At 63.0% G+C, this 26,373-nt stretch carries 25 protein-coding genes; 9 read left to right on the top strand and 16 right to left on the bottom strand.

What is annotated here, in order from left to right; translation table 11 throughout:
• The first annotated feature begins 56 nt into the window (after positions 1-56).
• On the top strand, positions 57-1,085 hold the full coding sequence (locus BLT65_RS10195; RefSeq protein WP_091777436.1) for a 2-dehydropantoate 2-reductase: 1,029 nt from the start codon (positions 57-59) through the stop codon (positions 1,083-1,085).
• A gap of 69 nt (positions 1,086-1,154) precedes the next feature.
• Here BLT65_RS10195 and BLT65_RS10200 read toward each other — a convergent pair whose 3' ends face one another.
• Together BLT65_RS10200 and BLT65_RS10205 are read right to left on the bottom strand one after the other, a co-directional pair.
• Complete coding sequence (locus BLT65_RS10200; RefSeq protein WP_042311216.1) at positions 1,155-1,334, bottom strand: hypothetical protein; 180 nt, start codon at positions 1,332-1,334, stop codon at positions 1,155-1,157.
• Positions 1,335-1,717: 383 nt separating this feature from the next.
• Entirely contained in the window at positions 1,718-2,830 is a 1,113-nt protein-coding gene (locus BLT65_RS10205; protein ID WP_091777438.1) for a porin, read from the bottom strand.
• A 323-nt stretch (positions 2,831-3,153) separates the two neighbouring features.
• Between BLT65_RS10205 and BLT65_RS10210 the strand changes: the two genes are divergently transcribed.
• Together BLT65_RS10210 and BLT65_RS10215 are read left to right on the top strand one after the other, a co-directional pair.
• Complete coding sequence (locus BLT65_RS10210; RefSeq protein WP_091777440.1) at positions 3,154-3,942, top strand: SDR family NAD(P)-dependent oxidoreductase; 789 nt, start codon at positions 3,154-3,156, stop codon at positions 3,940-3,942.
• Between the two features lie 183 nt (positions 3,943-4,125).
• A complete protein-coding gene (locus BLT65_RS10215; protein WP_091777442.1) occupies positions 4,126-4,950 on the top strand; it encodes a DUF72 domain-containing protein in 825 nt (274 codons plus the stop codon).
• 17 nt (positions 4,951-4,967) lie between these two features.
• Here the strand turns inward: BLT65_RS10215 and BLT65_RS10220 are convergent, their stop codons facing one another.
• The 4 genes from BLT65_RS10220 to BLT65_RS10235 form a co-directional block, all read right to left on the bottom strand.
• Positions 4,968-5,306 (bottom strand): hypothetical protein, encoded by a 339-nt coding sequence (locus tag BLT65_RS10220; protein ID WP_091777444.1) that lies wholly within the window; start codon positions 5,304-5,306, stop codon positions 4,968-4,970.
• A 420-nt stretch (positions 5,307-5,726) separates the two neighbouring features.
• Positions 5,727-6,026 carry a DUF4148 domain-containing protein gene (locus BLT65_RS10225; RefSeq protein ID WP_091777446.1) on the bottom strand — a complete coding sequence of 100 codons (300 nt, stop codon included), beginning with the start codon at positions 6,024-6,026 and terminating at the stop codon, positions 5,727-5,729.
• Between the two features lie 214 nt (positions 6,027-6,240).
• Positions 6,241-7,392 (bottom strand): porin, encoded by a 1,152-nt coding sequence (locus BLT65_RS10230; protein ID WP_042311207.1) that lies wholly within the window; start codon positions 7,390-7,392, stop codon positions 6,241-6,243.
• A 267-nt stretch (positions 7,393-7,659) separates the two neighbouring features.
• On the bottom strand, positions 7,660-8,106 hold the full coding sequence (locus BLT65_RS10235; protein WP_091777448.1) for a hypothetical protein: 447 nt from the start codon (positions 8,104-8,106) through the stop codon (positions 7,660-7,662).
• A 357-nt stretch (positions 8,107-8,463) separates the two neighbouring features.
• Between BLT65_RS10235 and BLT65_RS10240 the strand changes: the two genes are divergently transcribed.
• From BLT65_RS10240 to BLT65_RS10255, 4 genes are all read left to right on the top strand, one after another.
• Entirely contained in the window at positions 8,464-9,336 is an 873-nt protein-coding gene (locus tag BLT65_RS10240; protein ID WP_091777450.1) for a TauD/TfdA dioxygenase family protein, read from the top strand.
• Between the two features lie 45 nt (positions 9,337-9,381).
• Entirely contained in the window at positions 9,382-10,434 is a 1,053-nt protein-coding gene (locus BLT65_RS10245; RefSeq protein ID WP_091777452.1) for an ABC transporter substrate-binding protein, read from the top strand.
• Between the two features lie 259 nt (positions 10,435-10,693).
• Entirely contained in the window at positions 10,694-11,530 is an 837-nt protein-coding gene (locus tag BLT65_RS10250; RefSeq protein ID WP_091777454.1) for an ABC transporter ATP-binding protein, read from the top strand.
• On the top strand, positions 11,527-12,405 hold the full coding sequence (locus BLT65_RS10255) for an ABC transporter permease (protein ID WP_091777456.1): 879 nt from the start codon (positions 11,527-11,529) through the stop codon (positions 12,403-12,405). The genes BLT65_RS10250 and BLT65_RS10255 overlap by 4 nt, the downstream gene beginning before the upstream one ends.
• 39 nt (positions 12,406-12,444) lie before the next feature.
• Here the strand turns inward: BLT65_RS10255 and BLT65_RS10260 are convergent, their stop codons facing one another.
• On the bottom strand, positions 12,445-12,987 hold the full coding sequence (locus BLT65_RS10260) for a cupin domain-containing protein (RefSeq protein WP_091777458.1): 543 nt from the start codon (positions 12,985-12,987) through the stop codon (positions 12,445-12,447).
• 262 nt (positions 12,988-13,249) lie between these two features.
• Between BLT65_RS10260 and BLT65_RS10265 the strand changes: the two genes are divergently transcribed.
• Positions 13,250-16,084: a sensor domain-containing phosphodiesterase gene (locus BLT65_RS10265; RefSeq protein ID WP_091777460.1), complete on the top strand. Its 2,835-nt coding sequence runs from the start codon at positions 13,250-13,252 to the stop codon at positions 16,082-16,084.
• Positions 16,085-16,100: 16 nt separating this feature from the next.
• Here the strand turns inward: BLT65_RS10265 and BLT65_RS10270 are convergent, their stop codons facing one another.
• From BLT65_RS10270 to BLT65_RS10290, 5 genes are all read right to left on the bottom strand, one after another.
• Complete coding sequence (locus tag BLT65_RS10270; protein WP_091777462.1) at positions 16,101-16,682, bottom strand: peroxidase-related enzyme; 582 nt, start codon at positions 16,680-16,682, stop codon at positions 16,101-16,103.
• 897 nt (positions 16,683-17,579) lie between these two features.
• Complete coding sequence (locus BLT65_RS10275) at positions 17,580-19,019, bottom strand: MFS transporter (RefSeq protein WP_279634448.1); 1,440 nt, start codon at positions 19,017-19,019, stop codon at positions 17,580-17,582.
• Positions 19,020-19,957: 938 nt separating this feature from the next.
• On the bottom strand, positions 19,958-20,326 hold the full coding sequence (locus BLT65_RS10280; protein WP_091777465.1) for a DUF190 domain-containing protein: 369 nt from the start codon (positions 20,324-20,326) through the stop codon (positions 19,958-19,960).
• A 30-nt stretch (positions 20,327-20,356) separates the two neighbouring features.
• The gene (locus BLT65_RS10285) at positions 20,357-20,746 is read right to left on the bottom strand and encodes a hypothetical protein (protein ID WP_042311179.1); all 390 of its coding nucleotides are present in this window, start codon (positions 20,744-20,746) and stop codon (positions 20,357-20,359) included.
• Positions 20,747-20,848: 102 nt separating this feature from the next.
• Positions 20,849-21,175 carry a DUF190 domain-containing protein gene (locus tag BLT65_RS10290; RefSeq protein ID WP_091777674.1) on the bottom strand — a complete coding sequence of 109 codons (327 nt, stop codon included), beginning with the start codon at positions 21,173-21,175 and terminating at the stop codon, positions 20,849-20,851.
• A 193-nt stretch (positions 21,176-21,368) separates the two neighbouring features.
• Here BLT65_RS10290 and BLT65_RS10295 point away from each other — a divergent pair, with 193 nt between their 5' ends.
• On the top strand, positions 21,369-22,181 hold the full coding sequence (locus BLT65_RS10295; protein WP_208545753.1) for a class I SAM-dependent methyltransferase: 813 nt from the start codon (positions 21,369-21,371) through the stop codon (positions 22,179-22,181).
• Here the strand turns inward: BLT65_RS10295 and BLT65_RS10300 are convergent.
• The 4 genes from BLT65_RS10300 to BLT65_RS10315 all read right to left on the bottom strand — a co-directional run bounded on the left by BLT65_RS10300 (position 22,178) and on the right by BLT65_RS10315 (position 26,191).
• Complete coding sequence (locus tag BLT65_RS10300) at positions 22,178-22,759, bottom strand: TetR/AcrR family transcriptional regulator (RefSeq protein WP_091777467.1); 582 nt, start codon at positions 22,757-22,759, stop codon at positions 22,178-22,180. The two genes, BLT65_RS10295 and BLT65_RS10300, sit on opposite strands and share 4 nt — an antisense overlap.
• 74 nt (positions 22,760-22,833) lie before the next feature.
• Positions 22,834-24,525, bottom strand: coding sequence for an ATP-dependent DNA ligase (locus BLT65_RS10305; RefSeq protein WP_091777469.1), 1,692 nt, complete (start codon positions 24,523-24,525; stop codon positions 22,834-22,836).
• Positions 24,522-25,598 carry a ligase-associated DNA damage response exonuclease gene (locus tag BLT65_RS10310; protein ID WP_091777471.1) on the bottom strand — a complete coding sequence of 359 codons (1,077 nt, stop codon included), beginning with the start codon at positions 25,596-25,598 and terminating at the stop codon, positions 24,522-24,524. The genes BLT65_RS10305 and BLT65_RS10310 overlap by 4 nt, the downstream gene beginning before the upstream one ends.
• 170 nt (positions 25,599-25,768) lie before the next feature.
• Positions 25,769-26,191 (bottom strand): hypothetical protein, encoded by a 423-nt coding sequence (locus tag BLT65_RS10315; protein ID WP_091777473.1) that lies wholly within the window; start codon positions 26,189-26,191, stop codon positions 25,769-25,771.
• Positions 26,192-26,373: the final 182 nt, after the last annotated feature.

The following is a 26,373-nucleotide window of genomic DNA, read 5'->3' on the forward strand; positions in this document are numbered from 1 at the left end:
GTCGCGAGACGCCCGGCTCGATCTCACTGATCACTTCTTGGAATGGGAGCAGATAGATGAAGATCTGTGTTTATGGAGCCGGCGCGATTGGCGCCTATGTCGGCGCGGAACTGGCGCTTGCGGGCGCGGATGTCAGTTTCGTCGCTCGCGGCCCGCATCTTGCCGCGATGCAACGCAACGGCGTGCGTCTGCTGATCGACGATACCGAGCGTGTCGTCAACGTGCGTTGTTCGTCGGACCCGCGCGAGCTGGGGCCGCAGGACTACGTGATCATCGCGCTGAAGGCGCATTCGGTGCCGGGCGTCGTCGACGCGATGCAGCCGCTACTCGGGCCGGAGACGGCCATCGTGACGGCCGTCAACGGTATTCCGTACTGGTACTTCTACAAGCATGGCGGCGAGTTCGCGAACACGACGCTCGAAAGCATCGACCCGGGTGGCACGCAATGGCAGAAGCTTGGACCGGAGCGCGCGATCGGCTGTGTCGTCTATCCCGCCGCGGAGATCGTCGAGCCGGGCGTGATCAAGCATGTGTACGGCAAGAAGTTTCCCATCGGCGAGCCGGACGGCACGCGTTCTCCGCGCGTCGAAGCGCTGTCGCAGATCATGGTCGCAGCAGGGCTCGACGCGCCCATTCGCGACAACATCCGCGATGAAATCTGGCTGAAATTGTGGGGCAATCTGTGCTTCAACCCGATCAGCGCGCTGACGCACGCGACGCTCGATGTCATCACGAGTCACGTCGGCACGCGCGCCGTTGCGAAGACGATGATGCTCGAAGCGAAGTCCGTGGCGGATCGTTTCGGCGTGCATTTCCGCGTGGATGTCGAGCGGCGTATCGATGGCGCGGGCGCGGTGGGCGCGCACAAAACCTCGATGCTGCAGGATCTCGAAGCGGGACGCCCGATGGAAATCGATCCGCTGCTGACCGTCGTGCAGGAAATGGGGCGGCTGGTCGGGCATGAAACGCCGACCGTCGATACCGTTCTCGCGTTGATCAAGCTGCGCGAGCAGATCGCCCAGCAGAAGGATGGCGCGCCAGCGGCCAAGGCGGAACACGCTGCGCCGAGCGCGAAGGCTGCATAAGTAGCGCGGTGTCGTATTGAGGAGTAAAACGCGCGCGGGCCGTCACACGGCCCGCGTGCCACTTCCCCATCAGCCGACGCAGGCTTCCTCACGCCGGCCAACACTATGGCCGACCCACAGCCCGGCGTCGTAGGCCGCTTCCAGCGCGGCGAGCACGTCCGGATGCTCGTTCAGTTCCTCGATGCCGAGCGCTTCGCGCGCGATCAAGCCAAGCAGTTCGAGACGCTCTTCATAGATGGGGCTTTTCATGGCACCTCCTTCAAGGTTGAAATCGCTGCGGCAGCATTCGCTGGCGTGTCGTGCAAGACACGGCCTTTCTCATTGCCGTTGTAGAAACTGAACATAGGCCGGAAGCAAGCCCGTCAGCGGCAGGAGCGCGATTGCTGCGATCGAAATCGACCTGGAGAGATGCGGTGAGCGCGAATGCGCGTGTTGATCTCTGGCTTCCGTCTCAGGTTGAATCAGTGTGCGATTCAATAGTAGGCAAATGCGGGTTGTCTTGCGCGTGGTCAAGCGCCGCATATCGAAGCACTACTCGAATCGCGTGACAGCAGCGGGTATTCCGGTATTGGAATGAGATCGATGCCGAAGTGGAATGAGCCCGCCATTGTTCGTACGAATGACGGCCTCGATCAAAAGACGTGCATTACGCCGACGTAGGCGCCCGTTTGCGATTCGCCGGGCAACGGGTTCGTGTTCGCGCTGCCCGTCGCATCGCGCGAAGTTGCGAGCAGCGAGAAGTTCGCGTGGCTGCTGTTGCGCATGTAGGCGACCGTTCCGTAGAGGAAAGTGCGCTGGCTCAGGTTGTAGGTGGACCCGAGCACGAACATCGTCGCGTGTCCGGCGGGGTCGTGTGTCGCGTCGCCCGAGCCTTCGCTCAGATGGACGTAGAAGGCCGCCGCCGTCACGGCGAATTGATGCGTGGCTTCCCACGTCGCGCCGAGCCAGTAGTAGTCCGCGCTGTCGGCGAGGCCCGCTGGCGTATCGGGCGCGGCGAGGTGCGTATAGGCGCCCTGAATCTTTACCTTCGATACACGCACATTCGCGCCGACAAAGTATTCGCGCGAACTCGTGAAGACGTTGGTCATGCGCCCATTCACGTCGCGCAGTTCGTCGTAGATACCGCGCACGTCGAACAGTTGCGAGTGGTACGTGAGCATGATGCCGTCCGAGCGGCCGAACTCGCCGGGCGCGCCTCGATTGAAGCCGTCCGCCTGATTGCCCAACGCGTATTGCCCCTGGACATCGAAGCCGTGAAAAACCGGGCTGTGATACTCGATGTTATTGCTCGTCTGCTGCCAGTTGCGCCCACGCACCAGCGATGCCGACGAGAAAGCCTGCTGCACGAAGGGATCGAATTCCCACACACCGTCGCTATCGATAAACAGGTTCCGGCCTGCCTGAATCTGACCGAAGCGTTTATCAGCGAGTCCGACATACGCGCGGCGCGAGAACAGCCGGCCGCCGCTCGTCGTGCCGTTCATCACCTGCAGTCCCGTTTCCAGATCGAACACCGACGACATGCCGCCGCCAAGATCTTCCGATCCCTTGAAGCCCAGCATGCTGGTGCCCCAGTCGCCGCCTTCGGCTGTCCAACTGGAGGTGCTGCCGCCCGAAGGCGTCGCGATGTGATTCAGATACTGGACGCCGCCATCGATGCGGCCATAGAGCGTCACGCTGTTCTGCGCGAACGCGACGGGAGTGGCGAGCGCGAGCAGCGCGGCGAGCCGGGTGCGTGTTTTCATGGGCGTCTCTTCGTATCCTCGATGCGTGGATAACTCGTTATCTGGACATTGCGCCGGATGGTCACGCGTTATGCATGAATGTGTTCTCTTGTACCCGGCGAATGTCAGTCGGATGCTAGTACTGTTTGAAGAATCGTGCTCGCAATCGCTCAGGACGCTGGCTACTCAGTGATCGCGGGCGCCTCACGCGGTATCCGTCCCGCCGGCTGCAATATTTCTATCCCGGTCCTACACTCGCGAATGCAACGTCACGATGCGGGACGATAGCGCGTTGCGCGCGTCTTGTCCGCGATCCGTTTATCGCACGATTGAAAGGAAACCAGATGGATCTCAAGATCAGAAACAAGCTTGCGCTCGTAACGGGCTCCACCAAAGGCATTGGTCATGCGATCGCCGTCGGGCTCGCGCGCGAAGGCGTACACGTGATCGTCAACGGCCGCTCGCAGCAATCGGTCGATCACGCCATCGAAACACTGCGCGCGCAAGTGCCCGACGCGACCGTGCAAGGATTCGCCGGCGATGTGTCGGACGCGGCGCAAGTCGCGCGGCTCGTCGAGCGTTTTCCGCAGGTCGACATTCTCGTCAACAACATGGGCATCTTCGATCCGAAGCCGTTCGAAGAAATCTCCAATGAAGAGTGGCTGCGCTTCTTCAACGTGAACGTGATGTCCGGCGTGCAGCTGTCGCGCGCGTATCTGCCCGGTATGAAGCAGAAGGACTGGGGGCGCGTCGTGTTCATCAGCAGCGAAAGCGGCATCCAGATTCCAACCGAGATGATTCACTACGGCTTGACCAAGACCGCGCAGCTTGCGCTTGCACGCGGTCTCGCCGAAACATGCACGGGCACGGCCGTGACGGTCAACTCGGTGTTGCCGGGGCCGACCAGCTCGGATGGCGTCGAGGAATTCATCGACAAGCTCTCGGGCGGACAGACCTTCGAGGCATTCGAAAAGCAGTTCTTCGAACAGGCGCGGCCCAGCTCGATCCTCAAGCGCTTCACGACGCCCGAGGAAATCGCGAACATGGTCGTGTTCGTGTGCTCGGAACTGTCGTCGGCGACCAATGGCGCGGCGTTGCGCGCGGATGGCGGCGTGGTGCGTGCGGTGTTCTGATTTTCTGGTCGCTCACGCGGCCGCAAAAAGGAACGAGCGCGCCTTATGCTTCTTGCCGGGCGCGCCGTGCCTTGTCCGCCTTCGATTGGCGTGATGCGACGATGTGCCGTTGCGGAAATGCCGGCTTGCATCGTCTATTCTGTGCATCATTGCTCTCGCGCGGCATGCGCCAAGGCGTGAACCATGACGACTCGAAAAACGACGGCGAAGGCAACGCGAATTCATATCGGCATTGGCGGCTGGACTTTCGAACCGTGGCGCGGCGTGTTCTATCCGGAAGGGCTCGCGCAGAAGCGCGAGCTGGAATACGCCAGCCGCCAGCTCACGGCGATCGAGATCAACGGCACGTTCTACGGCTCGCAAAAGCCCGCTACCTTTGCGAAGTGGCACGACGAAACACCCGACGACTTCGTGTTCGCGCTGAAGGCGCCGCGCTTCGCGACGCACCGGCGCGTGCTGGCGGAAGCGCGCGATTCCATCGAGCGCTTTGTCGCGAGCGGCGTGCTCGAACTCAAGAACAAGCTCGGTCCGATCAACTGGCAATTCCCGCCAACCAAACAGTTCGATGCCGATGACTTCGGCAGCTTCCTCGAGTTATTGCCAGCGAAGGTCGATGGGCAGACGTTGCGCCATGCCGTCGAAGTGCGTCACGAGAGTTTCTGCGACGAGGCGTTCGTCGCGCTGGCGCGCAAGCATGGCGTCGCGATTGTCGTAGCGGGTGATTCGAAGTATCCGCAGATCGCCGATCCGACGGCGTCCTTCGTCTACGCGCGCATCATGGGCACGGAAGAGGCGAATCCGAGCGGCTACACGAAGAAGGCGCTCGACAAATGGACCGAGCGCGCGCAGACCTGGGCCGCGGGCGGTGCGCCCGACGATCTCGACACCTATGCCCGCGCCGCGCCCAAGAAGGCGCGCGATGTCTACCTGTTCGTGATCAGCGGGCACAAGGTACACAATCCCGCCGCCGCGATGGCGCTCATCGAGCGGATCAAGGCGGCGCAGTAACAGCGCATAGGCATGACTCAGCGTTCGGGCGCCTCGAGCGTGCAGGACTCGTCGTCAAACGGCGCGGTCTCATTCGCCACAGGGCGCAGCGGCGGCTCGAACGCGGCCCACTGCGTCCAGTCGGGCGTCGCGCCGGGCGCCTTCAGGCGAAGTGCGCGCGAGCCGTCGACGAATACGAGCGATTCGAGATCGAAGAGACTCTCTGAAGCGACGCCGCCCGGCGTCGCGCGACCCAGCTGATGGGTGAAGTTGAGATTCCCCTCGCGAAGCAGATCCAGATAGCTGTCGCACTGCGCGGCCGGTGGCCTGACCGTCCACCGGTTCAGCAGCTTTGCGGCGATTTCGGCATCGAACATCGTGATTTCTCCTCGCCTGAGCGGCCGCGAGCCTGATGGGCCGCGGCGGGCTGGTGTCCGCTTCGGGGCGGACTATCCGTCAATAATCAGCGCTTTCGCGGATGCGAAAGACATCTCCACCCACCACTATAGACAAAAATATGGTGCGATGCACAAAGCCGGATTGAGTTTGCGGTCTAATCGTTGTTTTTGGAGTCAATCCGCTTGCGGTGGCGTGGTTAAGTGCTGAACGGAAGCGAGGAGAAGCGTGCGATTGCGAGTTAGATCATGCGATTTGGCTGAACTTGCGAGTAACGACCGTACGCCTTCGACATTGACGCACGGTCGTTCGTACATTGGGGACGCCGAGCTGTGCAGGTCATGCAGTGCCCACAACGCGTGAAAGTGCCGCAATTACGCGGCACTGCGCTAATCCAAACGTTACTGCGCGGCAGGATGCCCCGCGCCCGTCTGCGACGAACCCGACGTGCCCGCGCCATACGCGGATTGGGCGGCGCGTTTGGCAGTGAGCCGCTGCATCGCGTCCTGCACCTTCGACGGATAAGTCGGGTCTTCGCCACCTCCAGCCTGGTAGCCGACGGACGCGAGATCGGCGAGTTCCTGGCGGACCTGAGCGCGCGTGAGGCGAGTGCTGGGTTCCTGCGCTTGCGTAAGGGCGGGTGCGGCGGCGAGCAAGGCCGCTGCCAACATGGCGACAGCGGCGGCAACTGTGGACTTCAAGACGTTCTCCAATAGCGATCCGAGGATGCCGGCGGTGTTGCATGAGCCAGCAAAACAAGTCTACGGATCGCACACGCAGAGAAAAACGGCCGTATCTGGAAGGCAGCCTTCCGTCTCGCAGAACGATACGGCGCGACGCGCGCGCAAAAAAGCCCGCCGCGCAGAACGCGGCGGGCTTCGAAACGCAAATCCCGATAGTTGAAGCTGTGACGCTTTAGAAGCGGTGACGCATGCCGATCGTCGCGACAACCTGGTTGGCCGTCGACGACGCGCCGCCCGACGTGTTGATGAACGCGACGTAGTGCTGTCCGATGGCGTGTTGATACATCGCTTCGGCGTACACGTCCGTGCGCTTCGAGAATGCGTAGATGGCCTGCGCATTGACCTGGTTGAACTTCGGATCGGAACCGAACGTCGGCGAGCCGCTGATGTGACCGTCGGTGTAGGTGTCGGTGATGCCGAACGTGATGGCGGGCGTGAACTGATACTTGGCGTTCAGTTCATAGTTGTCGAAGTGCATCGAGCCGTTCGTCATCGCGAACGCGTTGGTTTGCTGATAGTGGCTGTTCGTGTAGACGAAGCCGACCGTCGCGGGACCGAACGCGTAGTTGATGCCCGCGCCGAACACGCGCTCGACGCCCGCGCCGACCTGGAAGCCGCCAATCCCGTTTGCCGCCGATTCAGCCGTATCGACTGCGCCGCCCGTGTTCGTCGTGCTGTTCGAGCCGTTGATCTGCAAATAGCCGGCCGCGACGTTCAACGGACCCCACTGGTAGCTCGCGCCCGCGCTATACGCGCGGTTGATCGCGAAGTCCGTGCTGTTCGAGAACGCGTACAACGCGCCGAACTTGAAGCCTGCGTAGTTGCTGCTCGTGTACTTGACCGCGTTGCTCATCCGGATCGAATGGTTGAGGTTGTCGTTGTCGAACGGGTGAGCGAAGCCCGTGTCGCCGAACGTGCCAGCCGTGCCCGACAGCGGCGCGACGAAGTCGACCAGCGAGTCATATTGGCGGCCCAGCGTGAGCTGGCCGTAGTTGGCGCTGGCGAGGCCCACATACGCCTGACGGCCGAACAGACGGCTGTGCTGGCCGAGCGTGCCGTTCTGCACGTTGAAGCCGTTTTCGAGCACGAAGATCGCCTTGTAGCCGCCGCCCAGATCTTCAGCGCCGCGCAGGCCGAAGCGGCTGCCGTTGATGGTGCCGCTCGTCGCCTGAAACAGCGCGCCGCTCGTGCCGCTCTTCTGCACGTTGTTGGTGTACATCAGGCCCGCGTCGATGATGCCGTACAGCGTGACCGAGCTTTGCGCGTGCGCGCCCGTTGCGGCCAATGCGCCGAGCACCGCAACTGCGGCGGGAATTCTTTTCATGGTTGAGCTCCAGCTATTCCAGACAATGAGTGAAAAACAGCCTGGCGAGTATAGGAAAACGCGGGGTCCGATTTAACGCCGTGTTGCTGCAGCAGACTCTTGCGTCATATCGCAGGAAAGAGTCATCAAATCGAAACAATCGCTGGAAAGTTCGCCGTGAAGCGGCGCGCGATCAACCCGCTACGCATGAATTGCGCGGATGAGATTAGCTGGGAGGGGATTTCCGTTTGATGGCAGCGTGCACCGTTTGGGCGAATTACAACAGTCTCAGCCGGCGCTGCACACGATCGCTGTCAGTATGAAAGGCAACACCTGTTTGACGGTCGCTTCGCTGCCCGACTGTTGCACACGCACGCGCACCGACTCCGAAGGACCCGACACGACCACGCCATAGATCGAATCGGCTTCTGCCTTGCCGGTGCCTTGCCGGAAGATCGCATCGTCGCGCTGATAGCCGAGCACGGCGTAGACGTGAAAGCCGAACGCCGTGAGATCGCGGCCGCGCTTCGGGCGGAATGCGTTGACCGAATTGGATTCGACCCGCATCGGATTCGGGTCGATGTATTCATCGTCGAGCAGCGGCTGAATGAAGGTGTGCGCGTCGGTCTTGCAGACGAGTTGCCCGTCGAGTTCGAGCGCATGCGCGGGTGCGCAGCAGAGTCCCGCTCCGAGGGCGGCCAGCACGGCAATCGAGTGGATGCAATCCTTTGTCATGGAACTGGCGCGAGACCCTGAGCCGGCAGTGGCCGGTCCCTGATGGTAGCCCGAACTTGTCACGCACGTCAGCCATCGTCTGTGCGCTAGCGCGCGATGCCACTATGCGGCCACCCAACGCAACCGTCTCTGAAAGTTGCGCGAGCACGGCGAAGCGGTCGCGCAAAATTGCGCGAAACCAGAAAGCGCGGCTCTCCAGGCTAGCCCACCGTTTATCGCTAAAGCAGATATGAGTATGGGATTTGCTTCGTTGACGCACCCGTACGCTGGCCGTAGATTGATTCCATCGTTGCAACCCTACAAAGAACATTCAGCGTGACAACCACTGTTTCGTCTTCTCAACACGCCGCGCCGCGCGTGCAATCGGCCGGCGCGCGCCGACCGCTCGAAATCGTTCCGTTCAATGCGCCCGTCGGCGCCGAAGTCCTCGGCCTCGATCTGAACCAGCCGCTTTCCGCCGAAGATTTCGCGCGCATTCACCGCGCGCATCTCGACTATCACGTGCTGGTGTTTCGCGATCAGCAGATCACGCCCGCGCAGCACATCGACTTCAGCCGCCGTTTTGGGCCGCTGCAGATTCATGTGCTGCACCAGTTTCAGTTGCCCGGTCATCCTGAAGTGCTGATCGTGTCGAACATTCGCGAGAACGGTCAGCCGATCGGACTCGGCGACGCCGGCCACTTCTGGCATTCGGACCTGTCGTACAAGGAAAAGCCGAGTCTCGGCTCGCTGCTGCACGCGCAGGAACTGCCTTCGGAAGGCGGCGACACGTTGTTCGCGAACATGCATCTGGCGTGGGACACGCTGCCCGAGCATTTGCGCAAGGCCGTCGAGGGACGCTCGGCGGAGCACACGTACCTCGCCAAATACGCGGAACTGCAAAAGCGCAGCCCGTGGCGGCCGAACCTGTCGGCCGAGCAGATCGCCGAAGTGAAGCCCGTCGTGCATCCCATCGTGCGTACGCACCCGGAAACGGGCCGCAAGGCGCTGTTCGTCAGCGAGCATTTCACGACGCATATCGTCGGCCTGCCCGAAGACGAAAGCCGCAAGTTGCTCGAAGCGCTGTTTGCGCACAGCGTGCGTGACGAACATATCTATCGTCATCAGTGGGCGGAGCACGATCTCGTGTTCTGGGACAACCGCTCGCTGATGCATCTCGCGGCAGGCACGCCCGATCATCTGCGCCGCAAGCTGTATCGCACGACGATCGAAGGCAACGCGCCGTTCTGATCCGCGCGCAGTCCTCATTCCCGTTTTCCGACACCCGGAGTTCCGATGCAGTTTTCATTTCGCCCGGCCGCGGCGCGGCCGTCTTTCGCTCGCCGTTTCGTTTCGACGATGCTCGCGTTGTCGCTCGGCGCAACCAGTCTCGGTGTGTCGCTCGACGCGCACGCTGAAGGCCAGATCCGTGTTGCCGAACAGTTCGGCATCGTCTATTTGCTGCTGAACGTCGCGCGCGACCAGAAGTTCATCGAGAAAGAAGGGCGCAAGGAAGGGCTCGACATCAAGGTCGATTGGGTGAAGCTGTCGGGCGGTTCTGCCGTGAACGATGCGCTGCTGTCCGGCTCGGTCGACGTTGCGGGCGCAGGCGTCGGCCCCTTGCTCACCATCTGGGATCGCACGCACGGCAAGCAGAATGTGAAGGGCGTCGCGTCGCTCGGCAATCTGCCGTATTACCTCGTGTCGAACAATCCAAACGTGAAGACGATCGCTGACTTCACCGACAAGGACCGCATCGCGCTGCCGGCCGTCACGGTTTCTGTGCAATCGCGCGTGTTGCAGTTTGCGGCTGCAAAGCGTTGGGGCGACAAGGAGTACAACCGTCTCGACAAGCTCACGCAGGCCGTGCCGCATCCCGATGCAGCGGCTGCCATCATTGCGGGCGGCACGGAGATTACGGGGCACTTCGGCAATCCGCCGTTCCAGGAACAGGAACTGGCCGCGAATCCGAAAGCGCATATCGTGCTGAATTCATACGACGTGCTGGGCGGACCGAGTTCGGCGACCGTGCTGTATGCGACAGAGAAATTCCGTAGCGAGAACCCGAAGACGTATCGCGCGTTCGTCAACGGGCTCGCCGATGCCGCGCAATTCGTCACGGCGAATCCGGAAGCCGCCGCCGATATCTACATTCGCGTGAATCAGGCGAAGACGGATCGCAATCTGCTGCTCTCGGTGATCCGCAATCCGCAGGTGCAATTCAAGGTCGCGCCGCAAAACACGTTTGCGCTTGCGCAGTTCATGTATCGCGTTGGCGCGATCCGCAACGAACCGAAGTCGTGGAAAGACTACTTCTTCGACGACCCGGCGACGGCGGCCGGAAGCTGACCGCTGCCACATTCGATACGCAAAAAACCCGCTATTTCAGCGGGTTTTTCTGTTTCTGGCACGAGTGAAATCACGCTGCTAAACAAGACGCGACGGCGGTCATAGCGCGATTTACGGCGCTTATGCATCACAGCGCATTGAATATCTACATTCATTGGTTGGTCTTTGCGGAGGCTCACCGTATGTTGTCGTTTTGCTTATGCGGTGTCGTCATTGTGAAAGTCATTTCGCACGCAGTTCAACTCAAAGGAGCGCGCTAATGGTCGCGAATCCTTCCGTGCTTTTCCCTGAACCTGCCGCGACGCAGGCAAGCGAGCCGGCGCATTCGAGCCGCCTGCTTGCCGTCGATCGCGTGAGCCTCGAATACCGCACGCGCGAGCGCGTGGTGCGCGCCACGCACGACGTCAGCTTCGACGTCTATGGCGGCGACCGTTTCGTGCTGCTCGGCCCGTCGGGCTGCGGCAAGTCGACGTTGCTGAAAGCCGTCGGCGGATTCATCAAGCCTGCCTCGGGCACGATCACGCTCGACGGTGAAACGGTGCGCGAGCCAGGCGCGGATCGTATCGTCGTGTTCCAGGAATTCGATCAGTTGCCGCCGTGGAAGACGGTGCTGGAGAACATTGCATTTCCCTTGCGCGCGGCAAAGAAGCTGAGCCGCGCCGAGGCGAAAGAACGTGCGCAGCATTATCTCGACAAGGTCGGCCTTGCGCAGTTCGCCGATGCGTATCCGCACACGCTGTCGGGCGGCATGAAGCAGCGCGTCGCGATTGCGCGCGCACTCGCGATGCAGCCGCGCGTGCTGCTGATGGACGAGCCGTTCGCCGCGCTCGATGCGCTCACGCGCCGCAAGATGCAGGAAGAGTTGCTGCGCCTGTGGGAAGAAGTCCGCTTCACGCTGCTGTTCGTCACGCATTCAATCGAGGAAGCGCTGATTGTCGGCAGCCGGATTCTGCTGCTGTCGCCGCACCCGGGGCGCGTGCGCGCCGAACTCAACAGCCACCAGTACACGCAGGACAGCTTGGGCCGCAGCGACTTCCAGCATCGCGTCGCGCAGATCCATCGGTTGCTGTTCGAAGAGACGGAGTTCGCCCGATGAGCACGCCTTCCACCTTGTTGCCGCCCGTGCGGGCCGAATACGAGCGGCCGCTCGAACCCGTCGGCGATCTCGCCGTCGAAGCGCCGTTGCCGCTCGCGCGGCGCCTTGCAAACCAGTCGTGGCTGAGCAAGACGATCATCGCGATCGTGCTGATCGCCATATGGGAAATCGCTGCGCGCGCAATCAACAACGATCTGCTGCTGCCGACCTTCGGCGCGACGTTCCTGGCATTCGTGCAAGGCATCGCATCGGGCGAACTGCTGCAGAAAACAGCCGTGTCGATGTCGGTGCTGCTGCGCGGCTACCTGCTCGGTGTCGCGCTCGCGTTCGTGCTGACATCGCTCGCCGTGTCGACTCGCATCGGCCGCGATCTGCTGTCGATGCTGACCGCGATGTTCAATCCGTTGCCGTCGATCGCCTTGCTGCCGCTCGCGTTGCTGTGGTTCGGCCTCGGCACGGGCAGCCTGCTGTTCGTGCTCGTGCATGCCGTGCTGTGGCCGCTTGCGCTCAACACGTATTCGGGTTTTCGCGCGGTGCCCGCGACCTTGCGGATGGCGGGCCGCAACTATGGCCTGACGGGCTTGCGACATGTCGTGCTGATCCTCGTGCCCGCCGCGCTGCCGTCGATCCTCGCGGGGCTGCGGGTCGGCTGGGCCTTCGCGTGGCGCACGCTGATCGCCGCCGAACTCGTGTTCGGCGCGAGCAGCGGCAACGGCGGACTCGGCTGGTACATCTTCCAGAACCGCAACGAACTCTACACCGACCGCGTGTTCGCGGGACTCGCCGCCGTCATCGCGATCGGCCTGCTCGTCGAGCATCTGGTGTTCGACACGCTGGAACGCGTGACCGTGCGCCGCTGGGGCGTGCAGCACTGACGCTGCACCATGACGATGCAACGCCGGCGCTGACAACGCTTACGCCTCGTTCAGCCAGTGCTCGATCAACGGACCCTGTGCGCCGCGCACCGGGTCGCTGTGCGGAAACGGCAGGGCTTCCATCGCGGCGCGCTCCTTCCCGGTCAAAGCGTCGCGGCGGATGTCCCATTGCTGGCCCGGCGGATACGCGCCGATCACGTTGAGCGGCCCGCTCGACGATTCGAGGCAATGCCCGGTGCCCGCCGGCAGCAGGATCACGTCGCCCGCTTCCAGATGCACGACACGGCCGCCCGGGCCGCCCACGATCACATCCGCCGCGCCCCCGGCGATTCCCAGCACTTCATGCGCCGACGAATGGAAATGGTGATAGTCGAAGATGCCGTTGCGCCATTTCGGCGGCCAGCCGTTGCGCTTGAACATCGCTTCGAACGCGTCGGCAAGCCGCTCGCCGCCGCCTGAGCCGTCGCCGTCCAGCACGTCCCGATACAGGATGACGGGGAGGTGCGCATTATTCGGCACCCAGTCACGCGGACCCAGCCGGAATACCTCCGCGTGTACCGCGCCCCTCATATGTGCTTGCATGTCTGCTCCTCGAACTGACGCTGATGCGCCGTGCATGCGAAGCGAAAGACTGCCTCGCATGAGCGGCGCGGACGTCAGCTAAACAGCAAATCCCATTCCGTAGCAATCAGGGCAAAACCGCATCCGAAAAATCTTCAAGCAAACGTTTTCGTGTGCTTGAGGCATTTTTTTTGCGGGCCAGATACATTAAGTTTGCTGTTGCTTACGTCGATATAACGGTTCGAGGCGCAAAACAATCACGGGACGGCACGAGGGCTGATTTATGTGGAATGCCGATCTGTCGGCAGGCGGGACGGGAGCGAAATCGATCGACGAGGCGGCGCGCGCGGTGGAGGCGCTCGGCGTGCCTTGGGCGTGGTATCGCGCGGGCCAGCATCTCGAACTGGTGCGCGAGGGCGCGACGCGCTTCGACTGGCCACGCACGATCGTGCCTGCGATGCTGCACGACGCCTGCGTCGAGCGCGGCTGGTTCGCGTGGCCGACGGGCCGCAGCGACCTCGCGCTCGGATGGCTGCTCGCGCCCGCGTCGTTCGCATCGGATCCGGCCTTTACCGCGCTCGCACGCGCGATCGGCGAACAGATGCAGGCCGATGCGCTGGTGCGCGCGCAAAACGTGCAGCGGGTGCTGTACGACATCGCGTATCTCGCCAGTTCGATCAGCGAGCGCGGCGAGTTCCTGCAGGCCATCCACGAACGTCTCGGCACGCTGATCGACGCGGAGAACTTCTATCTCGCGCTCTACGACGGCCAAACGGGCGCCGTCACGTATCCGTATTACATCGACCTGATCGACACCGAAGCCGTCGATACGAATCACATGGACATGGTCGACCCCGGGCGCCTGTCGCTCACGGGTTACGTGCTGACCACGGGGCAGCCGCTGCTGATCGACGAGAAGGGCATCATCGACGCGGCCGCGACGGGGCGCTTTTACTGCGTCGGGCACCGGCCGAAGTTCTGGATGGGCGCGCCGCTGAAAAACGCTTCGGACGAGGTGTTCGGCATGGTGACGATGCAGGTCTACGACGCGTCGCGCATCTATAGCGCCGAGGACCGCGCGCTGTTTCTCGTCGTCGCGCGGCACGTGGCGATGGCGCTCGACCGCATTCTGCACCGCGTCGGCCTCGAAGCCGAAGTGGCGCGCCGCACGGCCGAACTGTCGCGGCTGAACGACACGCTGCGCGCGGAAATCGCCGAGCGCGAGCGCGCGCAGCACCTGCAGGCAGCGCTATTCGAAATCGCTGAGCTGTCGAGTCAATCCGTCGATATCGGCAAGTTCTTTCGCAGCCTGCATGCGATCGTCGGCGGGCTGCTGTATGCGAAGAACTTCTATATCGCGCTCTTCGAACCCGCGACGGCGGAAGTGTCGTTTCCGTATTACATCGACGAAACGCAGCACGATGTGCCCATACCTCGTCGCCACGAGCGCGGGCTGACCGAGTATGTGATCCGCCAGCGCGTGCCTTGCCTGCTCGACACCAGCGACGCCGTGCGTCTCGTCGAGGCGGGCGAGATCAAGCTGGACAGCGAGAACATCCGCTTGCGCTCGTGGCTTGGCGTGCCGCTCTTCGACGGCAGCGTGGTGCGCGGCGTGCTCGTCGTGCAGAGCTATTCGTCGAGCGTGCGTTACGACCGGCGCGATCAGGAACTGCTGACCTTCGTGTCGCGCCACATCGATACGGCGCTGTCGCGGCGGCGCGTCGCGGAAGCGCAGCAGGCGGCGAATCTCGAACTCGAGGCGCGCGTGCTGGCGCGCACCCAGGAACTCGACGCGGCCAACGCGCGGCTGTTGCACGAGAACTATCACGACGCGCTGACGGGCCTGCCGAACCGCTCGCATCTGTACGAGCGGCTCGAAGCGGCGTGGCATGGCTACAGCAAGCGCGGTGATCCGTTGTCGGTGCTGTTCATCGACCTCGACCGCTTCAAGGTCGTCAACGACAGCCTCGGCCATCTGTTCGGCGATGCATTGCTCGTCGACGTGGCCGGGCGTCTGCGCGAATGCTTGCGGCGCGACGATCTGCTCGCGCGTCTGGGCGGCGACGAGTTCGCTGTCGTGGTGCCGGGCGCGAACCTGCAAACGGTGCTGTCGCTTGCAGAGCGCATTCTTGCGGCCTTCGATACGCCGTTCAACATCGGCGAGCAGACGGTGTTCACGTCATGCAGCGTCGGCGTGGTGAGCGCGGACAGCGCGCATCACCGCGAGCCCGCCGACCTGCTGCGCGACGCCGATGCCGCGATGTACCGCGTGAAGAATCGCGGCCGCGACAGCTTCGCGGTGTTCAACCACCAGATGCGCCGTGAGCTGTCGGATCAGATCGAAACAGAGGGCGCGCTGCGCAATGCGCTCAAGCGCGATGACGAGCTGGTGCCGTATTTCCAGCCTATCGTCGATATCGGCAGCGGCCAGCTGGTCGCGCTGGAGGCGTTGATCCGCTGGCAGCAGCCGAACGGCGAGGTCTGGGCGCCGGGGCGTTTCTTGCCCGCGGTGGACGGGCTGAAGCTGATCGGTCGTCTGGACATGTATATGCTCACGCGCGTGGCGGAGATTCTCGCGCAGCCGGAGCATATCGACTGGCCGCCCGTGCAGGTGAATCTGTCGAGCTACAGCATCACGCGCCCCGAGTTCGCGGACGAACTGCTCGAACTGTTGAAGCGCTATGGCGTGCATCCTTCGCGCATTTCGCTCGAACTGACGGAAGGCGCGCTCGTTGCCGAGCCGGACCTTGCGCGCACGACGATGCAAAGCCTTGCGGATAACGGCATGTGCGTCGTGCTCGACGATTTCGGCACGGGCTTTTCTTCATTGAGCTATGTACACCAGTATCGATTCAGCGGCCTGAAGATCGACAAGTCGTTCGTGCTCGAATTGACGCAGAGCGCGCGCAGCCGCGCGATTGTGCGCGCGATCGTGCGGATGGCGGAATCGCTGGAGCTGACGGTGGTCGCGGAGGGCATCGAGGATCAGCCGACGCTCGAGCTGTTACGCACGATCGGCGCGGCGCACGGGCAGGGGTATCACCTGGCGCGGCCGATGTCGCTGGACGCGCTGATGTCGTCGCCGTTGTCGCCGCGGTCGCGGGCGATGGAGCAGTAGTGCTGCTGGCTGTCTTCTATTCTCGCGGGATGCGGCCCATCAGATAGAACTCGTCGTTGGGGCGCATCGAGATGACGTTGGCCATGCGGTTCGACAGGCCGAAGAATGCGGTGATCGCGGTGATGTCCCAGATGTCGGCGTCGTTGAAGCCGTGTGTGCGCAGGGTGTTGAAATCTTCATCGTTGATGGATGCCGAGTCGCGGCATACCTTTAGCGCGAAATCTAGCATCGTTTTTTGGCGTGGGGTGATGTCGGCTTTGCGGTGATTCACGGCTAGTTGATCCGCTAGCGACGGTTGCTTTTCGTAGATGCGCAGGATTGCGCCGTGCGCTACTACGCAGTAGAGGCAGTTGTTCACGGCGCTCGTTGCGACTACGATCATTTCGCGCTCGCCTTTGGTGAGGCCGCCTTCTTTTAACATCAGGGCGTCGTGGTAGGCGAAGAAGGCACGGAATTCGTCCGGGCGGTGGGCCAGTGTCAGGAAGACGTTTGGGACGAAGCCCGCTTTGGCTTGGACTTCCAGTATCCGGGCGCGGATGTCGTCGGGCCATTCACCCGGGGTCGGGACTGGGTATCGGCTGATCGTTGTTTCTGGCATTGCAGTGGCTCCTTTTCTCTATGTCTGCGACGCTGGGCGGTCCGCTGTGCTTTGCGCTGGCATCCGCGATTACGTTAGCGTGCTTCAAGCGTCGCCCCTGTGCGGGGCGGCACCTACTTTTCTTTGCCGCCGCAAAGAAAAGTAGGCAAAAGAAAGCGGCTCACACCGCCAGCCCGTGTTCTTGTCCACGGGCCCCCAACGGCCCCACGCTTCACATGACAGTGCCCTGGTCGGAACTCGTTGCCAACGCTTCGAATGAACGCCTCACCCGCTTCGAATACCCGTACTCGGGCAAGCGGCAGGGAATGCTATGTGCCACCCAGGTGGCAAACTGTGTGTAGGTTATCGCATCGTATAGCGTGGCGCTCTTGCAGGGTGGGACGCGTGCGCAATCGGTCCGGAGTGGGGTGTGTGTGGCACTACGGCCTACACACAGTTTGCCACCTGGGCGGCGGTGGACTATCTGGCACGGCATACTGTAATGCAGGTGCGTGAAGCGGGTGATGCGCACAGCAAGAGCGCTGGCAACGAACATGGGTCACGTGATTGCCGTGTGAGGCGTAAGACCCTTTGGGGGCCCTCAGGCAAGAAGAAATGTTGGCGGTGTTAGCCGCTTTCTTTTGCCTACTTTTCTTTGCGGCGGCAAAGAAAAGTAGGTGCCGCCCCGCACAGGGGCGACGCTTGAAGCAAGCTAACAAATCGCGGATGCCAGCGAAAAGGCAAAACGCGGATACCAGCGAGAAGACATGCCGCCCCGCCGAGGGCGACGCGTGGACCACGAAGGCATACCGCGCGGATGCCAGCGAAACGACCAGCATACCCAAACCGGCCGCGCCGAGAAAACGCAAACGCGGATGCAAGCGCAAACACCGACCAGCGTCGCAGACAACAAAAAACCTACTTCGTAGTGACCTCTCTTTTCCCCCTCACAATCTCATCCCCAGCATTAGCCGACAACTTCCTGGTAACAAGAATCGAAGCAAACGAACAGAGCCCAACCACAACAAACGCGGGCCAGAAATCCGACCACTGCAGCGCAGCATGCCCATGCACAGCGCGAGTAATCGATAAAACAATCCCAGCAACGGTAACCCCAAGCCCAAGAGAAATCTGCTGCACAACACTGCCGAGACTAGTCGCCCGACCCACATCACGGCTTTCAATCTCCGCATAAGTCATCGAATTCAAGCTCGTAAACTGCAAAGCAGGAAAGAACCCACCAAGCAGCACGATGACCCAGATCAACCACGTCGGCGTCCCAGGAAAAAACGCACCGCACGCGGCAATGGCGATACCCGAATACGCCGCGTTATACATCAGCACAGTGCGAAACCCCCAGCGCCGCAAGACAGTGGCAGCAAGCGTCCGCATGAACATGCCACCAAACGCCGAGGCACACGTAATCAACCCCGATTCGAACGCGCTCATCCCAAGCCCTTCCTGCAGCACAAGCGGCAGCAAAAACGGCACAGCACCAAGCCCGATACGAAACAGCGATCCACCCAGCACGCTAGCCTGAAACGTCGGCACGCGAAAAAACCGCAAATCGAGCAACGGACGTTCGACACGCCGCGCATACAGCACGTAGATGCCAAGCATCACAGCGCCGATCACCGTCATCACGGTGGCTGTCGTGCCCGTAACCAGTTCGCCGTCAGTGAGCGAAAGCCCAAGCAGAAACAGCGACGCGCCGCCCGCCGACAAAACGAAACCCACCCAGTCGAGCGGACCCGGATGCGGCTCGCGCGTGTTCTTGATGTATTTGTTGGTGAGCCAGATGCCCAGAATGCCGACGGGAATGTTGATGAAGAAAATCAGCCGCCAATGCAGATACGTCGTGATGAAGCCGCCTAGCAGCGGTCCCGCCGCGGGTCCGAGCATCGCGGGCACGCTCAGGTAGTTCATCGCGCGTATGTATTCGGAACGCTCCACCACGCGGAAGATGATGATCCGCCCGACGGGCACCATCATCGCGCCGCCCACGCCCTGTATGAAGCGCGCGACCGTGAATGTCGCGAGTGATGTCGATGCCGCGCACGCCAGCGAGCCGACCACGAAGATGCCGATTGCCGTGCGGAACACCGAGCGCGCGCCGAAACGGTCGGCCAGCCATCCGCAGACGGGAATGAACACGCCGAGCCCGAGCACGTAGCTGGTGACGGCGATTTTCAGCGTGACGGGGTCCCGGCCGAAGGCGCGCGCCATTTCAGGCAGCGCAGTGACGATGACATTCGCATCGACGCTCTCCATGAACATCGCGCAGGCGACGATGACGGGAGCGATAAAAGCCTTGATGGCAAGCAGCACGGGCGGCGAGCGATGTAAGTGAACGTTGATTATTGCATAGCCAGTCGGGCAAATGCCATGACGTTGTGGTTACAACTGGATTTTCAGTGGGCAGGGATGGCTGCCGTCGGCATGGGTTATCTACTCGTAATGAGCGCTGTGCGGGGTAAGTGATCTCGGGATTTGGCTTTGTGCTGGCATGCGTCGTGGCGCCTATGCGGCGTATGCGGCGTATGCGGTGTTTTCGTGGCGTGGCCGGTTTGGTTTGCTTGTGTTTTTGCTGGCATCCGCGATGTGATGTTTGCCGTTCACGCGTCGCCCCTGTGCGGGGCGGCACCTACTTTTCTTTGCCGCCGCAAAGAAAAGTAGGCAAAAGAAAGCGGCTCACACCGCCAGTTCTTGTATTTGCCTGAGGGCCCCCAACCGGCCTTACGCTTCACACGGCAGCGTCTCTGCTGGCGCGCGTTGCCAACGCTTTGAATGAACGCCTCACCCGCTTCGAATACCCGTACTCGGGCCAGCGGCAGCGAATGGTATGTGCTGCCCAGGTGGCAAACTGTGTGTAGGTTGTCGCGGCGTATAGCCTGGCGCTCTTACAGGGTGGAGCGTGCGCTATCGGGTCCGAAGTGAGGCGTGTGTGGCGCTACGGCCTACACAAAGTTTGCCATCTGGGCGGCGGTGGACTATCTGGCACGGCATGATGCAGCGTGGGTGTGTGAAGCGGGTGAGGCGCAGCGCAAGAGCGTTGGCAACGAACATGGGTCACGTGATTGCCGTGTGAAGCGTGGGACCGGTTGGGGGCCCTCAGGCAGGAACAAGAATTAGCGGTGTGAGCCGCTTTCTTTTGCCTACTTTTCTTTGCGGCGGCAAAGAAAAGTAGGTGCCGCCCCGCACAGGGGCGACGCGTGAACGGCAAACATCACATCGCGGATGCCAGCGCAAACGCAAAAAAACCAACCAGCCGTCGCAGACAAAGCAACTGCCGCCCGTCAACTCCCGTGACGGCTGAACAACCCGTGATGCTTATCCGTCCCGTCCGCCTCATCCCCGCCAATCCACCCAAACTCCACCGGCATGCGAGTAAAGAACACATGAACATTCGCCGCACGCACAATCTCGAGCAGACGATCCGCCTCAGCGTCCGTGGTCGCGAGAATCACCTGCTGCGGCTGGTCGCCGAGCGAAAGCGCATGCGCAGCATGAAGAGCCCCCGCATGCCCAACGCCCTGCGCGCAACTCACCACCGTCGCGCCGCGAATCCCAAGCCCGCGCGCCTCGTGCAGCAGCCATTCGCACACGGTCTGATGCCCGTGCCGCCGGTTGCGCTCAGTGAAGAAAGTCAATTGACAGCCGTTCATCGTGACGCTCGCACGCTCGATGCCAACCCGCTAGGCCCGCGACGCCGAAGCCGACGGCGCCCTGGCGCCCGCATGGCTCACGTGATGCCGCGCATATTCGACCGCTTCGATCAGAACCGAGGCGATCTCTCCGACGCGCTCGCGCGTTATCCGTATCTCGACCCATTCGCGCATCGCCGAGCGGCCATACGGCTGGAAGGCGAACGCGCGGCCCGTGTCCACCAGCTGCGCCGCGCGTTCGGCGGGCAGCTTGATTCCGATGCCGCTGCCGTACACGCAAAACGCGAGATTCGAGCCGACGAACGCAGCCGGGCAACCGAACATCGCGCCCGCGTGTACCGTGGGGTCCTTGTCCTGAACGTAAGCGAACACCGCATCGAACAGTCCGACATCATGCAAGAGTCTTGGCTCTGTTTTCATCGCGTTTCTCCTGTCGCCCGGATTCGCGTTGCACCGCTAGCGCGTGGATCGGTCAGCGTGTGCGTCGCTGTGTGCGTCAGACGTGAAGCAGATTACGCGCTTTCACGGGACACCGCTGCCGAGCACCTCGTAATCGACGGCGCAGCGCGTATAGAAGAGCGGCACGCTGCCTTGCCGCAGGCGGTCGAGCAGCGCATCGACGCGCTCGCTTTCTCCCGCGAGCGTGATGGCGACAGGCTGATCGGCGAGTTCGACAAAGCGCGCCGCGTGATATTTGCCATGCACGTCCACGCATTCGCTGACCTCGACGACCGTCGCGCCATGGATGCCAGCTTGCCGCGCTTCGTCGAGTATCCAGCTGACTGTCGTCTGATGGTGCTTGCGCGGGCCGGTCGTGGCCGCGAACACGGTGAGCTGGCTGCCTTGCATGCCGACCTCCATGCGCTGTGCGCTGTCGTGCGATAACCATTATCGCGCTGTCGACGCGCGCGCGACAGTCTCGCAAGAGCGATGCCCGTTTGCCTTGCGAATGGTCATGGTTACGGCACGAGGCGGTCTCCAATCGATGCGGCGGTGCGTCATGAACATGATCATTTGCTCGCGCGTAAATGGATCGTTCACAATGAAGAGCTTCGATACTGAGATCACCGATATGACCGACCAAACGCCACATGTTCATCACGCCGCGTCGGAAGGCTACACGAAGGGCGCGAATACCTATGCGAAGGGCCGCCCCGACTATCCGCCGGAACTGGCAGGCTGGCTGAAAGGCGACCTGGCGCTCGGGCCGGGCAAGACGGCCGTCGATCTCGGCGCGGGCACGGGCAAGTTCACGCCACGTCTGGTCGAAACGGGCGCAAGCGTGATCGCCGTCGAACCCGTTGCGCAAATGCGCGAAAAAATCGCCGCTGCGCTGCCGCAAGTCGATGTGCGCGATGGCACTGCGCAGCGCATGCCGCTCGGCGACGCATCCGTCGATGCCGTGTTGTGCGCGCAGTCGTTTCACTGGTTCGCGACGCCCGCTGCGCTCGCCGAGATTCGCCGCGTGCTGAAACCGGGCGGCCATCTCGGGCTCGTGTGGAACGTGCGCGATGCGCGCGTGCCGTGGGTCGAGCGGCTCGACGCGATCGTCAACGCGCGCGAAGGCGATGCGCCGCGCTATCACACGGGCGAATGGCGCAACGTGTTCCCGGCCGAGGGTTTCGGTGATCTGGAAGAGCGGCACATGCCGCACGGGCACACGGGACCCGTCGAAGATGTGATCGTGACGCGCGTACACTCGACGAGCTTCATTCTCGCGTTGCCGCCCGAAGAATGGGCGCAAGTTGAGCGCGAGGTGCGCGCGCTGATCGCGTCGGAGCCGGCGCTGGCCGCGCACGATACGGTAACCGTGCCTTATGTGACGTACGCGTATCGGTTGAAGCGAATCGGTTAGTGCTTGCGCACCAGCACGTCGACGAGTGCGAACGCTGTCTGCCTGAGCTTCTTCGGATCGCCGTAGACGCGTTCCATCACCGCGATGCCGCGCGTCGTCGTCACGATCAGGTTTGCCGCCTGCTGTGGCGGCAGCGTCAATTGCGCGCGTCCTTCTTTCGTGTCGAGCACGCTCAGCAGGGCCGCTTCGAGCGTATCGAGCATGGCCTGCAACGCCTCGCGCGGACGCGGCGAGTCGGGTTCGATCTCGACGGCCGTTTTCGTCGACAGGCAGCCGCGCGTGGGCGTGCCCTGCGAGATCGAGCGGATCGCGAACGTGAAGAACGACGTCAGCGCGTCATGCAGATCGGGCTTGTCGAGTGCCTTGCGCGCGTCCGCGACGAAACGCTGCGCATAGCGTTCGAACACGCGCATGAAGATCTCTTCCTTGTCGCCGTATGCGTTGTACAGCGAGCCGCGCTGCACGCCCGTCGCTTCGGCGAGGTCCAGCATCGACGTGGCGCGAAAGCCCTTGCGCCAGAAGACGTCCAGCGCGTGCGCGAAAGCGTCGTCTTCATTGAACTGACGAACTCCTGCCATGGTTTGCCTCGGTCCTGGAAATGCCCAAAACCGTATTTTGACACCATTGGCTAGAATGCACAAAAATGCGGACATCAACGCGCGCGTTCGCGTTCATTGATGAAACCTTTGAGCGTGGCGAGCGTGTCGGCGTCGTCGATGTGCTTGTCGGTGCGCCAGCGCAGCATGCGGGGAAAGCGCACGGCCACGCGCGACTTGTGGCGCGGACTCGCCTGAATGCCTTCGAAGCCGAGCTCGAACACGAGCGTCGGCGTGACGCTGCGCACCGGGCCGAACTTTTCGACGGTGGTCTTGCGCACGATGGCATCGACCTCGCGCATCTCTTCATCGGTGAGGCCCGAATACGCTTTCGCGAAGGGCACGAGCGTGCGCACGCCGTCGGCCTCGTCCCACACGGCGAACGTGAAATCCGTATAGAGGCTTGCGCGGCGGCCGTGGCCGCGTTGCGCGTAGATCAGCACGGCATCGACGGCATAGGGGTCGATCTTCCATTTCCACCAGGTGCCCGACGCCTTGGTTCGCCCCACGCCATACATCGACGCGCGCTCCTTCAGCATCAGACCTTCGACGCCGCGTGCGCGGCTCTCGTCGCGCATCGTCGCAAGCGCGTTCCAGTCGCGTGCGTCGACGAGCGGCGATACGCGCAGCAGGTCTTTCGCGAGCGTGTCCGAAAGTGTCGCGCCCAGTGCATCGAGCCGCGCGCGCCGCTCGTGCAGCGGTTGCATACGCAGATCGTCACCGTTCGCTTCGAGCAGGTCGTACGCGAGAAAGGTCGCGGGCGATTCGGCGAGCACGCGCTTCGTCAGCGACTTGCGCGTGATGCGCGGTTGCAGCCGCGCGAACGGCAGCGGCGCGAGCGCGCCGGGTTCCCATGCGAGTATTTCGCCGTCGAGCACGGTGCCGTCGGGCAGCGTCTCGCCCAGCGCGACGACTTCCGGAAAGCGGTCCGTGATCAGGTCTTCGCCGCGCGACCATACCCACACGCGGCCATCGCGTTTCACCACTTGCGCGCGGATGCCGTCCCACTTCCATTCGGCGAACCACGACGACGGATCGCCGAGCGTCGCGGGGTCGACCTGCAAGGGATGCGCAAGAAAGAACGGATAGGGCAGGCCGAGTTCGCTTTCATGGCGGATTTGCGCGGTTTGCGCGTCGTCGCTTGTGTCGCCGGAAGGCGCGGGCGCGATCAGGCGCAGATAGCGCGCGGCGTCGGGCGGCTGGCTCGAATCGGTCCAGCCGACCATGCGTTGCGCGATCAGCTTGTGATCGACGCCCGCCACATCGGCGAGCGCGCGCACCACGAGCTGCCGCGCCACGCCGACGCGAAAGCCGCCGCCGATCAGCTTCGTCAACAGAAAGCGGCCGCTCCAGTCGAGTTCGTCCCAGTACGCGACGAGCCGTTCGCGCAGCGCGTCCGGCGACGCGCCGCGCAGCGTCAGGATGCGTTCCTCGATCCACTGCGTGAGGCCAAGCTCCGACGTGCGCGCGGCGGGCGGCAACACATGCGCGATGGTCTCGGCGAGATCGCCGACGGCCTGATACGACTCTTCGAACAGCCACTCGGGCAGGCCGGCGCGGGTCCGCGCGATGTCGGTCAGCAGACGCGTCGGCACCGACTGGCGCGGCTTGCCGCCCGCGAGAAAATACGACGCCCACGCGGCGTCTTCGGGCGGCGCGGCGTGGAAATAGGTGATCAACGCTTCGAGCTTGTCGCGCGTCGATGTCGTGGCGTCGAGCGCGGTATAGAGCGTGGCGAAGCGCTTCATGATGCGTCGGGCGTCGATGCGTCGGCGTTCATTGCAGGTTCGCCCTCGCTGGCCGCTGCAGCATCCGCTTCGATTGCATCGTCGCCATACTCGGTCGCGAACGCGCCCGCTTCGAGGCCTTGCTCACGCAGCCAGCGCACCATCGGTTCGACCTGTCCGTGTGTGACGATCACGCGCTGTGCGCCCGTCGCGGCGATGGCCTTTTGCAGGCCGGGCCAGTCGGCATGATCGGACAGCACGAAGCCGCGATCGACGCCGCGCCGCCGGCGCGTGCCGCGCAGACGCATCCAGCCCGACGCGAACGCGTCGCTGTATTCGCCGAAGCGCCGCAGCCAGGCGCTGCCTTGCGCGGACGGCGGCGCGATCACGAGCGCCTGTTGGAAGGCCTCTTTGCTCTTCGAGGGAATCTCGCTGACGAGGCGCACGGGCGGCAGCGCGACACCCGCCGCGCGATACGCGCGATTCAATGGTTCGACTGCGCCGTGACAGAAGATCGGGCCGATGCCCGAATCGACGCCCGCGAGAATATGCTGCGCCTTGCCGAACGAATAGCAGAACAGCACGGAAGCGCGACCCGTGGCCGCGTTGTGGCGCCACCAGCTGTCGATGCCGTCGAACACCGTTCGCGGCGCGTCCCAGCGGTAGATGGGCAGGCCGAAGGTGGACTCGGTGATGAAGGTATCGCAGCGCACGGGCTCGAACGGCGCGCAAGTGGGATCGGCGTCGAGCTTGTAGTCGCCGGATGCGACCCACACTTCGCCGCGATATTCCACGCGCACCTGCGCCGAGCCCAGCACATGTCCCGCCGGATGCAGCGACACGGCGACGCCGTTGATCGTGATGCGCTCGCCATACGCGAGCGTCTGCAACGCGATGCCCGGTAGCCGCGACTGCAGCACGAGCGCGCCGGGTTCAGCTGCGAGATAGCGGCGATGCCCGAAGCGCGCATGATCGGCATGCGCGTGCGTGATGACCGCGCGCTCGACGGGCCGCCACGGATCGATATGGAAGTCGCCTGGCGGGCAGTACAGGCCTTCGGGACGCGCGACGATCAGGTCGGTCTGTGGGCTCAAAGCTTGTCTCCGCGGAGGGCCACGCGATGTCCATCAATGGACTCGTGCGATACGGCGGAAGTTCATCGCGCGCGTCTACCGAAGCGGGCCGCAGGAAACGTAAAGCGCCCCGGCGTGGATATGACGCCGGGGCGCGTGAACAGCGGTCGCTTTCTACGATTCGAAGGGCATCACTGGCCGCCCTGATTCGTGCCGTTCGTGCCCGGTTGCATCGTGCCGTTCTGCTGCATGGTGCCCCGTTGCTGCATCGTGCCGTTGTTCGAACGGTTCATGCCCGCGCTGTTCGGCGTCGAGCCTGTGCCTGTGCCCGCACCGCCGCCTGTCGCGGTCGTGCCTGGCGTGCCGTAGCCGCTGTCGTTCGTGCTGCCGCGCTGCATGCGGTTCACGCCTGCGCCGGGCGTTGCCACGCCGCCTGCGCCACCCGCGTTGCCACCGCCCGCGCCCACGCCGTTGCCGGATGAGCTGCCGCCTGCGCCGTTACCACCGCCAGCAGCACCGCCGCCACCCGCGCCGCCTGCACCTTGAGCATAGACGCCGCCGGACAAAGCGAAGACCAGGGCAGTAGCAAGTACCTTCTTCATCGTGCGTTTCATGGTCGAACTCCCAGGATGATTTGATCGTCACGAGTCGGTGTTATTGACCCGCCCGTGCATTCATTAGCGCAAACCCCGTGCCGCGCGAGTCGCACGACCGACTCGTCGTGAGTCACTTCCGTCTGGAACAGTGCTTGCGGAGACCCTTTGACGATGCAGGCGCGGACGCCCCGTGCGTCGCG

Source organism: Paraburkholderia steynii (assembly GCF_900100565.1).
Taxonomy (GTDB): Bacteria; Pseudomonadota; Gammaproteobacteria; order Burkholderiales; family Burkholderiaceae; genus Paraburkholderia; species Paraburkholderia terrae.

Bases quoted from the DNA above. Each gene is read 5' to 3' on its own strand.
- BLT65_RS10220 (WP_091777444.1), bottom strand. From the start codon at position 5,306: ATGTTCGATGCCGAAATCGCCGCAAAGCTGCTGAACCGGTGGACGGTC.
- BLT65_RS10280 (WP_091777465.1), bottom strand. From the start codon at position 20,326: ATGAACGGCTGTCAATTGACTTTCTTCACTGAGCGCAACCGGCGGCAC.
- BLT65_RS10265 (WP_091777460.1), top strand. From the start codon at position 13,250: ATGTGGAATGCCGATCTGTCGGCAGGCGGGACGGGAGCGAAATCGATC.
- BLT65_RS10250 (WP_091777454.1), top strand. From the start codon at position 10,694: ATGGTCGCGAATCCTTCCGTGCTTTTCCCTGAACCTGCCGCGACGCAG.
- BLT65_RS10270 (WP_091777462.1), bottom strand. From the start codon at position 16,682: ATGCCAGAAACAACGATCAGCCGATACCCAGTCCCGACCCCGGGTGAA.
- BLT65_RS10290 (WP_091777674.1), bottom strand. From the start codon at position 21,175: ATGCAAGGCAGCCAGCTCACCGTGTTCGCGGCCACGACCGGCCCGCGC.
- BLT65_RS10315 (WP_091777473.1), bottom strand. From the start codon at position 26,191: ATGAAACGCACGATGAAGAAGGTACTTGCTACTGCCCTGGTCTTCGCT.
- BLT65_RS10305 (WP_091777469.1), bottom strand. From the start codon at position 24,525: ATGAAGCGCTTCGCCACGCTCTATACCGCGCTCGACGCCACGACATCG.
- BLT65_RS10260 (WP_091777458.1), bottom strand. From the start codon at position 12,987: ATGCAAGCACATATGAGGGGCGCGGTACACGCGGAGGTATTCCGGCTG.
- BLT65_RS10230 (WP_042311207.1), bottom strand. From the start codon at position 7,392: ATGAAAAGAATTCCCGCCGCAGTTGCGGTGCTCGGCGCATTGGCCGCA.
- BLT65_RS10245 (WP_091777452.1), top strand. From the start codon at position 9,382: ATGCAGTTTTCATTTCGCCCGGCCGCGGCGCGGCCGTCTTTCGCTCGC.
- BLT65_RS10300 (WP_091777467.1), bottom strand. From the start codon at position 22,759: ATGGCAGGAGTTCGTCAGTTCAATGAAGACGACGCTTTCGCGCACGCG.
- BLT65_RS10295 (WP_208545753.1), top strand. From the start codon at position 21,369: ATGAAGAGCTTCGATACTGAGATCACCGATATGACCGACCAAACGCCA.
- BLT65_RS10255 (WP_091777456.1), top strand. From the start codon at position 11,527: ATGAGCACGCCTTCCACCTTGTTGCCGCCCGTGCGGGCCGAATACGAG.
- BLT65_RS10205 (WP_091777438.1), bottom strand. From the start codon at position 2,830: ATGAAAACACGCACCCGGCTCGCCGCGCTGCTCGCGCTCGCCACTCCC.
- BLT65_RS10200 (WP_042311216.1), bottom strand. From the start codon at position 1,334: ATGAAAAGCCCCATCTATGAAGAGCGTCTCGAACTGCTTGGCTTGATC.
- BLT65_RS10215 (WP_091777442.1), top strand. From the start codon at position 4,126: ATGACGACTCGAAAAACGACGGCGAAGGCAACGCGAATTCATATCGGC.
- BLT65_RS10235 (WP_091777448.1), bottom strand. From the start codon at position 8,106: ATGACAAAGGATTGCATCCACTCGATTGCCGTGCTGGCCGCCCTCGGA.
- BLT65_RS10285 (WP_042311179.1), bottom strand. From the start codon at position 20,746: ATGAAAACAGAGCCAAGACTCTTGCATGATGTCGGACTGTTCGATGCG.
- BLT65_RS10210 (WP_091777440.1), top strand. From the start codon at position 3,154: ATGGATCTCAAGATCAGAAACAAGCTTGCGCTCGTAACGGGCTCCACC.
- BLT65_RS10195 (WP_091777436.1), top strand. From the start codon at position 57: ATGAAGATCTGTGTTTATGGAGCCGGCGCGATTGGCGCCTATGTCGGC.